Source organism: Kosakonia sp. WA-90, from assembly GCF_039871955.1.
GTDB lineage: Bacteria > Pseudomonadota > Gammaproteobacteria > Enterobacterales > Enterobacteriaceae > Kosakonia > Kosakonia oryzendophytica.
Genome location: NZ_JBDPLJ010000007.1, coordinates 15311 through 29853, shown reverse-complemented (window position 1 = coordinate 29853; position 14543 = coordinate 15311). Strand labels below are relative to the sequence as shown.

General features: G+C 50.0%; 9 protein-coding genes. 6 read left to right on the top strand and 3 right to left on the bottom strand.

Features of this window, described 5'->3' with window-relative positions; translation table 11 throughout:
• Positions 1–42: 42 nt before the first annotated feature.
• From ABGA49_RS13225 to ABGA49_RS13205, 5 genes are all read left to right on the top strand, one after another.
• Positions 43–849: an SDR family NAD(P)-dependent oxidoreductase gene (locus tag ABGA49_RS13225; protein WP_045514371.1), complete on the top strand. Its 807-nt coding sequence runs from the start codon at positions 43–45 to the stop codon at positions 847–849.
• A gap of 84 nt (positions 850–933) precedes the next feature.
• Entirely contained in the window at positions 934–1386 is a 453-nt protein-coding gene (locus ABGA49_RS13220) for a nuclear transport factor 2 family protein (protein WP_045514369.1), read from the top strand.
• Positions 1387–1431: 45 nt separating this feature from the next.
• Positions 1432–1728 (top strand): YciI family protein, encoded by a 297-nt coding sequence (locus tag ABGA49_RS13215; protein ID WP_045514368.1) that lies wholly within the window; start codon positions 1432–1434, stop codon positions 1726–1728.
• A 27-nt stretch (positions 1729–1755) separates the two neighbouring features.
• Positions 1756–2463, top strand: a complete 708-nt coding sequence (locus ABGA49_RS13210) for an SDR family oxidoreductase (protein ID WP_045514366.1) — start codon at positions 1756–1758, stop codon at positions 2461–2463.
• Positions 2464–2650: 187 nt separating this feature from the next.
• Positions 2651–3076, top strand: coding sequence for a nuclear transport factor 2 family protein (locus tag ABGA49_RS13205; RefSeq protein ID WP_045514364.1), 426 nt, complete (start codon positions 2651–2653; stop codon positions 3074–3076).
• 132 nt (positions 3077–3208) lie between these two features.
• On the opposite strand, the gene ABGA49_RS13200 is transcribed toward ABGA49_RS13205, so the two are convergent.
• Both ABGA49_RS13200 and lpxP read right to left on the bottom strand, forming a co-directional pair.
• The gene (locus ABGA49_RS13200) at positions 3209–3646 is read right to left on the bottom strand and encodes a hypothetical protein (protein WP_045514362.1); all 438 of its coding nucleotides are present in this window, start codon (positions 3644–3646) and stop codon (positions 3209–3211) included.
• A 303-nt stretch (positions 3647–3949) separates the two neighbouring features.
• Positions 3950–4858 carry a kdo(2)-lipid IV(A) palmitoleoyltransferase gene (gene lpxP / locus ABGA49_RS13195; protein ID WP_045514360.1) on the bottom strand — a complete coding sequence of 303 codons (909 nt, stop codon included), beginning with the start codon at positions 4856–4858 and terminating at the stop codon, positions 3950–3952.
• An 831-nt stretch (positions 4859–5689) separates the two neighbouring features.
• On the opposite strand from lpxP, the gene ABGA49_RS13190 reads away from it, so the two are divergent.
• Complete coding sequence (locus tag ABGA49_RS13190) at positions 5690–5923, top strand: hypothetical protein (protein WP_045514395.1); 234 nt, start codon at positions 5690–5692, stop codon at positions 5921–5923.
• A gap of 19 nt (positions 5924–5942) precedes the next feature.
• Here ABGA49_RS13190 and ABGA49_RS13185 read toward each other — a convergent pair whose 3' ends face one another.
• A complete protein-coding gene (locus tag ABGA49_RS13185; protein WP_045514358.1) occupies positions 5943–14525 on the bottom strand; it encodes a glucoamylase family protein in 8583 nt (2860 codons plus the stop codon).
• Positions 14526–14543 lie beyond the last annotated feature (18 nt).

The window sequence follows — 14543 nt, the reverse complement described above, 5'->3', positions numbered from 1 at the left end:
AGACCCCACGATTTATCATTAAAAATGACTGGGGTCGAAAAAATGAAAAAAACAATTTTGATTACAGGTGCGTCTTCAGGCTTTGGTCTGATGCTTGCCACCAAACTTCATAAAGACGGCTTCAGCGTCATTGGGACCAGCCGCCAGCCAGAGAAATATGCAGGCAAAGTCCCGTTCAGACTGTTAAGACTCGATATCGATGATGACAGCTCCATTGAGTCGTTTACACAGGAGTTGTTCACTTACACAAACCGACTGGATGTGCTCGTCAACAACGCTGGCTATATGGTGACTGGCCTCGCGGAGGAAACACCTATCGGCGTTGGGCGGGAACAGTTTGAAACTAATTTCTGGGGCACCATCAGGGTCACGAATGCGTTACTGCCCTATTTTCGCAAACAGCAGAGTGGGCAGATCATTACCGTCAGTTCGATAGTTGGTTTGATTGGCCCTCCGAACCTGTCCTATTACACGGCCTCAAAACACGCGGTTCAGGGTTATTTTAAGTCTCTTCGATTTGAACTGGATCAGTTCAACATAAAAGTCAGTATGGTTGAGCCGGTTTGGTTTAAAACTAATCTCGGTAATCACTCTGTTTCATCGGCTGATCATCATATCCCGGACTATGACGCTTACCGTCGTCAGGCACAAGCAGCTACACAAAAAGGGATTAACGAGGCGGAAGAGCCAGATGCCGTTGTATCAACCATCACCAGGCTTATCCAGACCAAAGAACCGAAATTCAGTAATCCTGTTGGCAGGATGACCGGTGTCATTCTTTTCTTACAGAGCTACCTTCCGGGGATGTTCGAGGGCTCGATTCTGAAAAGCGTTAAAACGGCAAAGTAAACCTGCTATCTGAATAAAGACACACCGGAGGCTGCCCTGAGCAGTTATCCGGTGAACATGACTTAACAACTGGTGGAGAATCCAATGAGTAATTCTGAATTACATGCCGTTGCAGATATTCAGACAGGCCTGCCCCATGAGGCCGCACAAGCCGGGCTGAAAGAATGGCACCGAATTGTTGCCGCACTGGACTGGCAGAGCCTCCCTGAACTGCTAACCGAGGATGTTATTTTCCGTAACCCTGCATCGATTGAGGCATATCGTGGCAAGGAAATGATGGTGGCCATTCTTGGCGCCGTATTCAGCGTAATGGAAGATTTCAGATACCTGCGACACTTCGGCAGCAGTACAGGTTACGTCCTTGAGTTCAGTGCCCGCGTCGGTGATGACGAAATATTCGGTGTCGATCTCGTGGAATTCAATCAGGAAGGCAAAATCACCGATTTCATGGTCATGATGCGCCCCGCACATGTAGTTCTGAATCTATCAGCTGAAGCCGGTAAGCGTCTTGCTGCAGCACATTCTTCCGCAGAATAAACAGTCATCCTGACCCGACTAACTGCTCATTTTAAAGGTAATGACATGAAAAACTACTTATGCAAGTGGATCCCCCCCCGGGCAGATTTTCTTGCCACTTTGTCCGCGGACGAACAGAAGTGGATGGGGCAACATGGCGATTATTTGAACGAACTTCTTGCTCAGGGCGTTATCGTTGCTCATGGTCCAGTCATTAACGATGGAGAGGGTTACGGTGTCTCGCTTTACCAGATTGCTGACGATGAAGATATTGCAGACTACACGTCACAGGATCCAATCGTAAAAAATGGTGTTGGTCATTATGAGCATTACGACATGCCTCATTTATCCGCGCGAAAATAATAGCCTGATTTCACAAAAGAGAAGACGATGAAAATTAAAGATACTGTCGCACTGGTTACCGGCGCAAACAGAGGTTTAGGTGCTGCTTTTGCCCGTGCATTACTCTCAGCGGGGGCTCGTAAAGTGTATGCCGCAGCGCGCGACCCACTGACGGTCACGCAACCGGGAGTTATACCTGTTCGTCTGGATGTGACCCGTCCTGAAGAGGTGGAAGCTCTGGCTCGCGAACTGGGCGACGTCAGTTTAGTGGTCAACAACGCAGGCATTGGCGGTTCGGGTTCCGTCCTTGATCCCGCAGCCATCGATACACTTCGTAGTCAGTTTGAGACAAATGCTGTTGGCCCACTGCGCCTGACACAGGCATTTGCCCCAATTCTGGCTAAGCATGACAGCAGCGCTGTCATCAATGTGATCTCCGCCCTGAGCTGGGTCACATTACCCGGTATGACGGGAAGTTACAGTGCTTCAAAAGCTGCCGCCTGGGCTTTAAGCAATGCCATGCGGCAGGAACTGAAGGCCCAGGGAACAGAGGTTCTGTCGCTGCATGTTGCTTTCATGGACACAGATATGGCGCGCGGCGTTCCCGGAGACAAAGCATCACCTGATGACATAGCGCAAATGACACTCGCTGCATTAGAGGACGGACAATCTGAAATCCTGGCTGATGAGGTCACTCAAAGCGTGCATGCCGGGTTGACGGCTAATCCTCCGATGTATCTGGGTATGGTCGGGTAACCCCCAGAGCCGTTAATACCTCAGGGTTTCGCTCTGACTGAGCGCATGTTTGCGGGGCAAAGTGCTCCGCAAAACTTAACTCTACAGAGTCATGCCCCCGGCCGCGTTCTGCTGATTGCCCAATCTTACATCAATGACTGTTCTAAGTTGTTATCCGGGAAATATATCTTCACGATCCGAGACCCCGATGAGTGATTCTACAATGCATCCAATAAAAGAGACTCAGACAAATCCCCCTCATCAGGCTGCGCAAACCGGACTGAGAGAGTGGTACCGAATTATTGCAAACCAGGACTGGGAGAATATCGCGGATCTTTTCTCTGATGATGTGATAGTGCACAGCCCACTCTCAACAGAGCCGATTGACGCTAAAGATAATATCGCCGCTATACTAGCCGCGCGTTTCAGTGTTATTAATGATTTCAGGTATATGCGGCAATTTTGCAACCACACGGGTTATGTCATTGAGTTCAGCGGCAGAGTTGGGAATGATGTTATATTCGGTTTTGATCTGGTTGAATTTAGTGCTCAGGGAAAAATTACCTCACTTAAGATGATAATGCGTCCCTCAAGAATGGTTGTGAGTCTATCTGCAGAGCACGACTGGCATTAACATAATGGATTATTATATCTGCAGTGTGTGATTAATCCTGTCCGCTTTTGGCACGAAGCAGACCGCCTGAAGCGCCGTTAGGTCAGCTTTGAGCGAACAGTGGACGTTGCAGAACCATGATATAGATGTCGGCTAAATTTCTGACAGAACCGAAAAGACTGCATTCAAAACCTGGCCATCATCAATGGCTGAGGCTGCTTCATAAATTGCTTCGGTTGCTGACTCAATTGAATCATCTCTCCCGGCGAAAGCGAGGGCTGAAACTGCGCGTGCCTGGCTAAACAAATGCAAAGCTTGAGGATTTAATTCCCTCTCTTCGTTCTGACTATCATGCAGGTTAAAATATTCTTCATCTAACTGTGCAGCCAGCCTTTCCAGTTTGGAAACCTGCTCGATCGATAGCTTATATCCTGATAGTAGTTGCCTGAGTGATTCGTCCACTACATGCAGGTCTACCGGACAGATTTGAACAGCGAGTTCGCATGCCACTCTGACTGCACTTCTTCGTTTTTCTTCACTTACTACCTTAATTTTTTCTGCCAGGTGTTTGTCTAGCATTTCTAAACGCATAATCCTCTCCCTCTGGTATCGGCTTTCACACATATTGCCCTGACATGTGACCAGCTCACCATAAATTAATATATCTCGATGTAAGCAACATCCGCAGTTGGCACTCAGCGGACCGCCTATGGGAACGAGAGGGCCGCTCTGAGCGATCAGCGGACATATAAACGCCAAATTGGTTAGGTGGGGAGTCATGACTGATAATTATGCCATAACCCATATGAAACAGGCCGGATAACTGATCATCTTAGGCTTCACAAATGATTTCATTGACAATAAAAAGTAATATATAAAAGTCAGTTGATGTTTTTATTCGTATAAAGAAGCCTCTCCTTCCGGACGGGTTTTAAACCGGCGATGCATCCACAGGTATTGTTCTGGGGCGCGGAGGATTTCATTTTCGATGATCTTATTCATGTAACCAGCTGCGACGATCTCGTCTCCCTCGGGATACCCTGATAAAGGATTACTGACATACATCTGATAACCTTTTTTATCGCTCCGTCGGATCATGCTAAGAGTGATCAAATCTGCGCAAGCAAGTTTTGACAGTGCATACGTTCCATTCGTCGTGGCTGCTTTTTTTACGGAGAAAAAGGGAGCGAAAACGCTACCCTTAGGCCCATAATCCTGATCAGGTGCAAACCACACAGCTTCACCGGCCTTAAGTGCATGAACAAAGCCAGATAAATTACGTCGATTAATCATTGCCTTATTTGAGCGCATACGTCCTTTTGTCTGAACCCATTCCATCAATGGATTATTGTGCGGGCGATAAGTCGCCATCATAGGGTGACATAACCCCATTACTCTTCCGCATAATTCAAGAGACATGAAATGAATCCCGACAACCATTACCCCTCTGGTTGCATTTGTCAGGTTTTCAATTCCTTCGACATCAAACCATTTTTTGACTCTTGCATCACTCCAGAACCAGGCCATACCCGTTTCAATCAGTCCCAGCCCAAGAGAAACAAAGTTTTTACTAACCATCTGGCTTCGGACAAACGGTGTCATCTCGGGAAAGCAGAGTTCAATATTTCTGACCGCAATACCTTCCCGACGTTTCAGAAAGGGTCTGGATATTTTTCCAAGACCAGAGCCCAGCACATGTAATATTGGATAAGGAAGTTGAACGATAATCCATAGCAGGCCCAAACCAGTCCATATAAGCCAGTAGCGTGGATGAAGTAAATGGTGAGTAAATGGTTGTGACATGGTTTTTCCTTAAGGCAATTGAAGGTGGTAACGCATAAGGAAAAAATGAGAAATTCGTCTTTAGCGATACACATCTTTTTAGACAGCTTAAGGGGGATTAAATTCAATAAAATAATTTTTCGCTACTCTTAAGAGATTCGGAAGATTGCGCGAAATTTTTAATCCAATGATTTTTGACGAAAAATTAATATTTTTATTATTAACGTCCAACAAATTATCTTGTTGGTTTGTCATTCTCAACACATTCAATAGGGTGAAAACGAATTTTGGGAAATTAGCTATCGTTTTTCTAGGGAATCTCGCCTTGTTTGAAGAAATCCCAGAAATTTCCGGGGCGATTGCATATTTGTCATTATTAAATCGAATTCTGTGAATAAAGAAAGGTTGACCTACCTGTGATGGCGACTCTAAGGGACATTTTGCTCAACAAGTACTGGAGGTTTCATTTCATTATCCTGTCGTCTACAACTGCAGTAAAAAGAAATCTTTTGATCTTCCTGTATTGTCACGTTCGGTTACAAGGACTGATCAACTGCCGATGCACTAACATTCTGGTGCACTACATAATTACATTCAGGGCATTCCAGAACCGATTCTTTCCGTAATTTCCACACTGTCTGAGCGGCCCTGTGTGTATGTCTGGCAGGCAACATGAACAGGTTTTTCTTTAAAATGGCTGAGTTCTTGCGTATAAGAAATGAGTGTCTGTAAACTATAATAGTTATTATGTGTTTTTATAAAAATGACTGTATTGAATTCCGACCATTGATAACTGAATCATAAATTGAATCTCTGTTTTATGATACAATACCCTTCCATGAGAAATTTATGATGAAATCTGATGATACACTTGATTGGTACCCGGCACAGTTGCCGCCAGTGAAAATGATCCTTGGTGAAGCCCTGCTGGCTGTGGGCAAACAGGGCAGGCCGATTAACACCCGTACGTTGCTTGAATATTTACAGGTGATGCAGGGCAAGCAAAAAAGACGGGATGACAAAGTTGCCATGCAGACCGCGATTGATGTTCTCAGGGATAATCAGCGCATTAACGGCAGGCGTTAATGCGCATTTTAATTCCGCGTCAGTTCTGAATGATTTCAACTGTATGGTTTTGTCCGTCATCCAGCAGAGGAATTCTGTCATCAGGCAGACCGTGACCATCCAGAGTGACCCGATATACTCCGTCACCGCGCGAAATATTAATCTGATAATGGCTTTCGCCATATTGGTATGTCATAGCAAAAGATGACCACTCCTCCGGCAACCGAGCATGGACAGTGAAGGCGGTACCGGATCGTTTTATTCCCAGTAATTCCTCGGTCAGAAGACGCCAGGCCCAGCCTGCGGAACCGGTATACCAGCTCCAGCCTGCTCGTCCGGTATGGGGAGCAACGCTATAGACATCAGCACTCATAACGTAGGGTTCTGCTTTATAGACCGCAACTCCTTCTGCATCCAACGTGTGATTGATCGGGTTGAGCATTGACCAGAGTTGCCAGGCGCGTTCTGTATTCCCCATTCGGGCAAATGCCATTACTGCCCAGATGGCACCATGTGTATACTGCCCTCCGTTCTCCCGAACACCAGGCAGATATCCCTGAATGTAACCCGGGTTAGAACCATGCCCATCGAAAGGGGGGATTAACAGTTTTATTAATCCTCCTTCGTTATCTACAAGGTGCTTATCCAGCGCCTGCATGGCCTGTGTGTAGCGGACCGGGCTTGCGGCCCCGGACAATACAGACCAGCTCTGTGCAATCGCATCAATCCGGCAGTCCTGCGAAGCTTTCGACCCCAGGGGGGTACCATCGTCAAAATACCCGCGCCGGTACCATTCGCCATCCCAGGCGTGGGCTTCGAGATTGTTTTGCAGGCGCAGGGCCTGTGAACGATATATCGAGGCGACAGTGTCATCCTCCCTGCGCTCCGCCAGGGCTGCAAACCGCTGCAAAATGTCGTACAGGAAAAAGCCCAGCCAGACGCTTTCACCTTTACCTTCAATACCAACCCGGTTCATCCCGTCATTCCAGTCGCCTGCCCCCATCAGAGGCAGGCCATGCTCTCCGAACCGCAGACCATATTGAATCGCTTTGACGCAGTGGAACCAGAGAGTCTCTTCGGTATCGCTGATGATCGGTGTGTCATAGACAGACTCTTCACCTGGCAGAAGCTGACGCCCCTCCAGATAAGGGATACGTATTTCCAGAACATCCTTATCCCCCGTCGTTTCCACATAGTGGCAAACGGCAAGTGGAAGCCACAGGTAGTCATCAGAACAGCGGGTACGAACACCGTTGCCATGTGGCGGGTGCCACCAGTGTTGCACATCTCCCTCAATAAATTGCCGTGATGCACAAAGTATTATCTGTTCACGCATTCGGTTCGGATCGGCATGACTCAGTGCCAGTGTATCCTGCAACTGATCGCGAAAACCAAATGCACCGCCAGACTGATAGTAACCACTGCGGGCCATAAGGCGACAGGCGACTGTCTGATACATTAGCCAGCCATTAACCAGTAAATTTACGGAAGTGTCGGGGGTGTTAACCACGATTTTATCGAGCACATTGTGCCAGTGGTTGTGAACCCGGTTTAGCTCCTGGCGGACCGTATTCTCATTCATATAATGGGCAAGACTCTCTTGAGCACGTGCGTGATTTTCATCTGCGCCGAGGATAAAAATAAATGTCCTCTGATCCCCATCAATTAATGTGACCGCCGATTGTACCGCCCCGCAGGGATCCACCCCTGCTCCCGTCTTACCTGAAAGTCTGCGCAATTTCATAGCAGACGGATCGTGCAGAGAACCATTACGGCCGATAAACTCGCGACGGTCGCCTGTCAGTGAACAATCATTACCGCTGACGGCAAAAAATGCAGTACGCTCGCCACCGTTATCACCGTAAAAATTGTTCGCCAGTACCCCGCAGCCGCCAGATATACTGGCCGCCTGTGTCACAATGTGAGGAGCTGAACGCGTTCGGGCCTCTCCGAGTGTCCACTCAACATAGCCAGTGGCAGAGAGTTTACGTGTCCGTCCCGAAGTGTTACTGATCGTCAGGAGCGCCAGTTTTACCGGCGCCTCTTCGGCAACCAGGACCGTCAGCTCGCTGTCTATACCGTTCTCACGATGGGCAAAAACGCTGTAACCAAAACCATGACGAGTCAGATAATTACCGTGTCCGCGAACAGGCAAAGCCGTCGGTGACCAACACTCACCGCTCTCTTCATCGCGCAGATAAAACGCCTCGCCGCTGCGATCGCTCACCGGATCGTTCTCCCACGGTGTTAACCGGTATTCATGTGCATTCTCATACCAGGTGTAAGCCTGTCCCGCCTCTGAAATCACGCTGCCAAAATGGGAATTAGCCAGTACGTTTGACCAGGGGGCCGGTGTCAGCGCATTTTCACGCAGGACAATCTGATATTCCCGACCATCCTGCGAAAATCCACCGTACCCATTGAAATGACATAACTGACTGATGTCGGGAATCCAGTCCGTATGTTGATTACGCTCCCGCACAGCATGTGGAATGAATGCTCTTACCGGAGGTTTCAGGGTATTAATACGCTGGTTAAGCTGCTCATTAATTCCACCTGTGCGGTCATCAAGATAAAGACAGGCCACGCTCATCAAAAGCAACTTATCCTCAGCGGAGAGGTGCTCGCCATTCCGGACAAAAAGCCCGCCCGGTTTATCCAGCAGACTGGCCTCAGACCCGGCATAAATTAAATCCATAATCTGATTTTGTAATTCCTGCTGGTAGCCCCCGGGGCTGTTATTCATGATCACTAAATCAACATCCAGTCCTTTCTGTCTCCAGTACCGGTGTGCCTGAATCAGTGTGGTAACGGAGGCGATACTTTCCTCGCTGGTAATAATGAGCAGCACTATCGGCAGATCACCTGAAATTGCCCAGCCCCACAGACCTGACTGACCACGCCGGTTTCGGCTGATCACCCGACCTTCGGCGCGTAGCTCCTGGACAGGGTAAAGCACTGCGCTGGCGAGACGATTAAACAAGGTGGCATCATCTTCACTGGCGTTCATCTGGCGTAATACCACCAGACTATGAGACCAGGCCAGTTCAAAGACTCGATCAGCAATAGGGTAGTCGCGATATTTCTCCAGCAACTCCAGACTCTGCTGGCGGTTATCGCTGATACCATAAATGATATCAATCGTGACCGGCTGCCCCGGCTGCAGAATGATGGTGTTGCGTATCGCCAGTATAGGGTCCAGTACTGGCCCCGATGTGTTGCTGAGCGACCCTCCGCCCTCTATTGCAAGGGCGTTAGCGGGAGTTCTGCCACGACCAAGAAATTTTGCCCTGTCCGTTTCAAACGAGACGTTATGACGGTTATCGCCATGCACCACCATCATATGAAACAGGCAGGGACTCGATTCATCCGGTGAGCGCGGGCGCCGGTGGCAAAGAATAGCGTCACGTTCAGGATTCAGCTCAGTCTGAATAAACAAATTGCTGAATGCCGGGTGTGCCTGATCGCTGGCATCAGGTGCCAGTACCACTTCGGCATAGGTTGTCAGCTCCAGGGATCGGGGCTGGCGACCACGATGAATCAGTGTGAGCCGTCGCAGCTCAATATCATCCTCAGGGGAGATCACAACCTGAGTTTTGACGCTGAGTCCAGCGAAGGTACGTCTGAATTCAGCGCTCGCATCGGTGAAGATCACTTCCTCGTCGTGTTCGCTGGCATTGCATGTCGGCTGCCAGGTATTGCTCCACACGTCGCCCGTCTGCATATCGCGGATATAGCAGAATGTTCCCCAGTTATCGCGCGTAGTATCACTGCGCCAGCGCGTAAGAGCAATATTATTCCAGCGACTGTAACCTCCCCCTCCCGCTGTCAACATCAGATGATAATGGCTGTTAGACAGCAACTGAATATCCGGGGCTGGTGTGTCTACCCCATTGAAAATCCGGGGTTCATAGCGAACGGGTTTCATTCTGCCCTCATGAGATTCAAAATGACGCCGCGGGCTATAGAGATCGACCGCATCCGGCACGCGTTCCTGTAAGAGCAGACTCGCTGACCGGAAAACTGTACTGGACATGAATCGCTCAGCCATGGGGGCACCAAGCAGCACATGGGCCAGCGCCTGAAAAGCCATGCCCTGGTGATGTGCCATCCATGACTGCACCACCGCATAGAGCTGACCGGTTGCGAGGCGTGAGGGGGTATAGTCCAGCGCTTCGTAAAAACCGTATTCGCCATGGGCGCCATTTTTTTGCAGTCTGAACAGATTCTCACAGGCTCTCTGTGGTGAGACTATCAGCGCCAGCAGTGTGGCGTACGGGGCGACAACCATGTCATCCGCAAGTCCCCTGCGCAGACCGAGCCCCGGTACGCCAAATGCCTGATATTGATAATTACGCTGAACATCAAAAGCATGATAACCAGACTCTGAAACTCCCCATGGTACCCCGCGTTCTTTCCCCCAGTGAATCTGGCGCATAACCGCAGACTGACTCATCTCATCAAGCAGACTGCCTGGCCAGGTGGGCATCACCAGATTCGGCATCAGGTATTCAAACATAGACCCGCTCCATGACATCAGGGCCGTTTCATTATCAATCGTGGTAAACAGCCGCCCCAGCGCGTACCAGCTTTTAAGAGGCAACTGATTAGTCGCAATAGCGAGAAAACTAGTCAGGCGGATTTCAGAGGGCAGCAGATCATAATGGCTCTTATCAGGCGTATTCGTGTCACAGTTATAACCGACACTGAGCAGACTGGTTGCTTCGCTGTACAGAAAGGCGAAATCCATCCGGGCATGCTCATTCAGCCGCTGTTCAAGCTCGGTGATAATATTCAGTCGCATCCGGGCCTGCTCTGCCGCTGACGCCGTAGGTGTTCCCTTACCGGAAAATGTTGCCTGGGCAAGCTCGCTCAGCGTCGGCAGCGGCTGTTCGTTCCTGGAGGCAGGTAGCCAGCCAAGCAGCAGCGACCACTCATGGCAAAGCTGAACCAGTTGATGCTCCAGATGCCCTGACCAGCGCATCTGAAGGGGAGACCCCTGATGACAGTGCGTTGTCAAATGGTTGCACTGGGTACGCATTCTTTTCAGCTCGCTGAAAAACGCCTGCGGAGGTAGCGACACCGCACTCAGCCAATGTTTGCGTAGCAGCCGCAGGCTATCAGGCGGGTTCTGACCCCACTGTTTTTCCAGAATATCCAGCGTATCGTTCAATCCAGCCAGTATCCGTTGGGTGTTTAAAACGGGCTGATGACGCATAGCGGACAGCCCTTCACGCAGTGTCAACAAGTGCCCCGCCATGTTTCCGCTGTCGACGCTTGAAACATAGCGTGGGCTGAGGGGGGCCAGTGTACGGGTGTCATACCAGTTATAAAGATGGCCCCGGTAATGCTCCATTTTATCCAGTGTGTCGAGGGTGAGCGACACGCGTCGTAGCACCTCTCCGCCGGGCAGGTAGCCAAAGTCCCAGGCTGTCAGGTTAGCCATAAGGGAAAGGCCAATATTGGTAGGAGAAGTACGATGGGCCACCGTCGGTTGCGGTATTTCCTGGTAGTTATCAGGCGGAAGCCAGTTTTCTTTTTCTGTGGCAAAGGTCTCAAAAAATGACCAGATTTCACGGCTTGTCTGGCGTAACAGCTGTATTTGTTCCTTATTTGGCGAAAACACCTTGTGCACAGGCTGGCGACTCAACCAGCTCATCAGCAGCGGTGCCAGACACCATAACAAACCGATCGACAAGGCAATCGACAGTAGTGGCGGTGCAAATTGTCCAGTCAGTATTGTAAGCGTCACGCCACATGCAACATTCAGCCACATCGCCTGATAAAAACGTGCAACAGAGGGTTTGTCCTGATTGCTGTCCAGACTGTGACTGACCCACTGGCTGAGGTGACGCCTGCTGACTCCCAGTCGCCATAGCGTCACGGCAATCGCCTTGAGCGAATATCCGGCTTCATGCGGCAGTATCGCAAAATTAAGGCCGACGCCTGACAAACGCTTCAGCGCGCCTGCCCCCACCAGTAACAGATGCGGCTTCAGGCGACGACGCAGAGGTTTATGCAGAAAGTTGTGGACGATGCTGAGGATGGTAGGTAACAGCCATATCAGTGCCAGTACGCCAAGCCAGTAAAATGGATTGGGTACCCAAATCAGGGAAAAGAACAGCAATACCAGTAAAGAAGGGGCGACCAGACTGCGACGCAAATTATCGAGTAATTTCCAGTAAGAAAGAGTGGACAGCGGGTTCTTGTCCCGGGTTCCATCAGTTTTTCTGACATGTGGCTTCAGCCAGTTAAGCAATTGCCAGTCGCCCCGGATCCAACGTGAACGACGCGCGACGTCCGAAAGGTAATTATTGGGGTACTGTTCGTAAAGTAAGACCTCACTTAGTAGCCCCGATCGTGCATAGCACCCTTCAAGTAAGTCATGGCTGAGAACCAGATTTTCCGGGCAAGTGTTGGCAGTGGCCTGTACAAAGATATCGACATCATAAATCCCTTTACCGACGAACGATCCTTCCCCAAAGAGATCCTGATAGATATCCGAAGACATCATCGAATAGGGATTAGTGCCCGGTATGCCGCTGCGCATGGCGGCGTAACGTCCCTGACCGTTAAGAGGTATCTCCTCTGCAAGGCCGGGTTGCAGAATGCCGAATCCTTTGACAACCCTCTGACTTGCAGGATCATACTCTGGCGTATTCAGCGGATGCGCCATCGTTGCGACCAGTTTGTGCGCCGTATCGCGTGGCAGCACCGTATCACTGTCCAGGGTAATGACGTATTTAATATGACCCGGTAAAAGCTGAGCAGGCATATCGGCAACGCTGACGAATTGTGTCCCCGGATGGCGCAACCAGCTATTCAGCAGTGCCAGTTTTCCCCGCTTGCGTTCATAACCCATCCACGTTCCTTCTGCGGGGTTCCATTCAGGCTGGCGGTGTAACAAATAAAAACGTGGGCGGTTGGAGGGATAACGGCGATTAAGTGCCTGCGTATCGACGATAGCCTGTCTGAGCAGAGCATTACTTTCCGGTGAGGGTTCATTCTCAGAATCAGAGAAATCGGTGAGCAGAGCAAACCTGAGATTTTCGTTTTCATTCCCCAGCCAGCAGACTTCCAGACTGGTGAGGAATTTGCTGAAACTGTCGTGGCTAGTCAGCATGCAAGGGATGACGATCATGGTTGCACTGTCAGCGGGAATGCCGGTTGAAAAGTCCATGCCTGGCAATGGACGAGGAACGCGAAAACGGGTTGTTGCGTCACTAAGTAAATCACTCATTAACTGAGTGAGAGCAATAATTAGAGGCAATGTTATCGGGATCAGCAGCCAGTCTGCACCCTGCAGGGCAGTTTCGTGCAATATTGCCGCTGTTGTTGCGGTGGCCAACAACGCAAGACTTCCAAGCCATGACAGCAGGGTTACTCGGTTGAAACTGTGGCGCAAACGTATGAGCCAGGAGGTGTTTGCCAACAGATGAATCTCCAGCTCCTGTCGCCCCTCACCCGCGAGATAATACCCTACGTGATGTTCCTGTTCGTCGGAAGCCTTACCCCCTGAAAGTGCCAGTACTCTCTCAGCAACCTCAGGCTCACTGAGACCACTATCCCTGGACAGGCGCTCAACAACGTGGCGGTAATGATCCCGGGTATTGAAGTGCATCCGGGAATAGATACCTGCAGGATCATTGCGTAATGCCTGTTCGACGACGCTTATCGTTTCGGCGAAATCAGCCCAGTCCGTTTCGCTCAGTAATCGCAGACCCGCGATGCTGTTACTGACAGATAGCTGGCTGGCGGCAAGCTGTTGATTGAAGCCATGTATGAGAAAATCAGTGGTGCGCCCTTGTTCCCGGAGGCACTGATCAACCCAGGTAAGAGGTAACGACAGCGTGTTACCATGTCCTTGCAGGCGCCTCACCAGCTCAGCGACAAACGCACTGGTTAACGGAGGACGGGAGCGCGCCATATCGGCAACCACCATGATTAAATCACCAGGCTTGTTCTCCGCACATTCGAAAATCCTTGTTATCCACGTATCTGCCAGGTTTCTGTCCTGTTGAGCTTTTATCACTTCCATACTGATACGCCGAAGATTTTCAATCAGCGCCAGGCGCAGCATACCCGGTAAGGCCCAGACTTCACCCAGTGTCAACGGTGTCACCTGTTGATAGGCTGTGAGATAGCTTGTCAGGCTGGAGGCATCCCAGCGGCCATCACCGTGAGCAATGGCCTCAGATGCAATATTGTAAATTCGTGGGCAATTCAGTGGTGACATCAGCGATGGAAGACCTTTACCGAAGCTTTTCGGCAAGTGCTGGCGGACAGTGCGGATTTGTTCTTCAATCAGGTAGTAATTGTCCAGCAGCCATTCCCCGGCGGGCATAATGCTCGTTTTTTTCCCGGCATTGAGCTCGTAACAGTTTTGCGTGATAACAGTTTCATTGTCGCTGAGCCGTTTCAGAAGGTAGTAAGCGGGTTTATCCGGCGATAATTTATGCGTGCGTGCCAGCTTCTGACCATAGCGTTCCATCTGTACGGTCGAAAAGAGTTCTGGCTGTGGAGTGTTTTCACCGGCAGGATCGTTCGCCGGAAACATAACGCGTCCGGAGGTATTCGTCGGAATACGGGAGCGGTCAAACCACGCCCAGGGTTTCATTTTCATAGCGTTGCTCTGATGCGA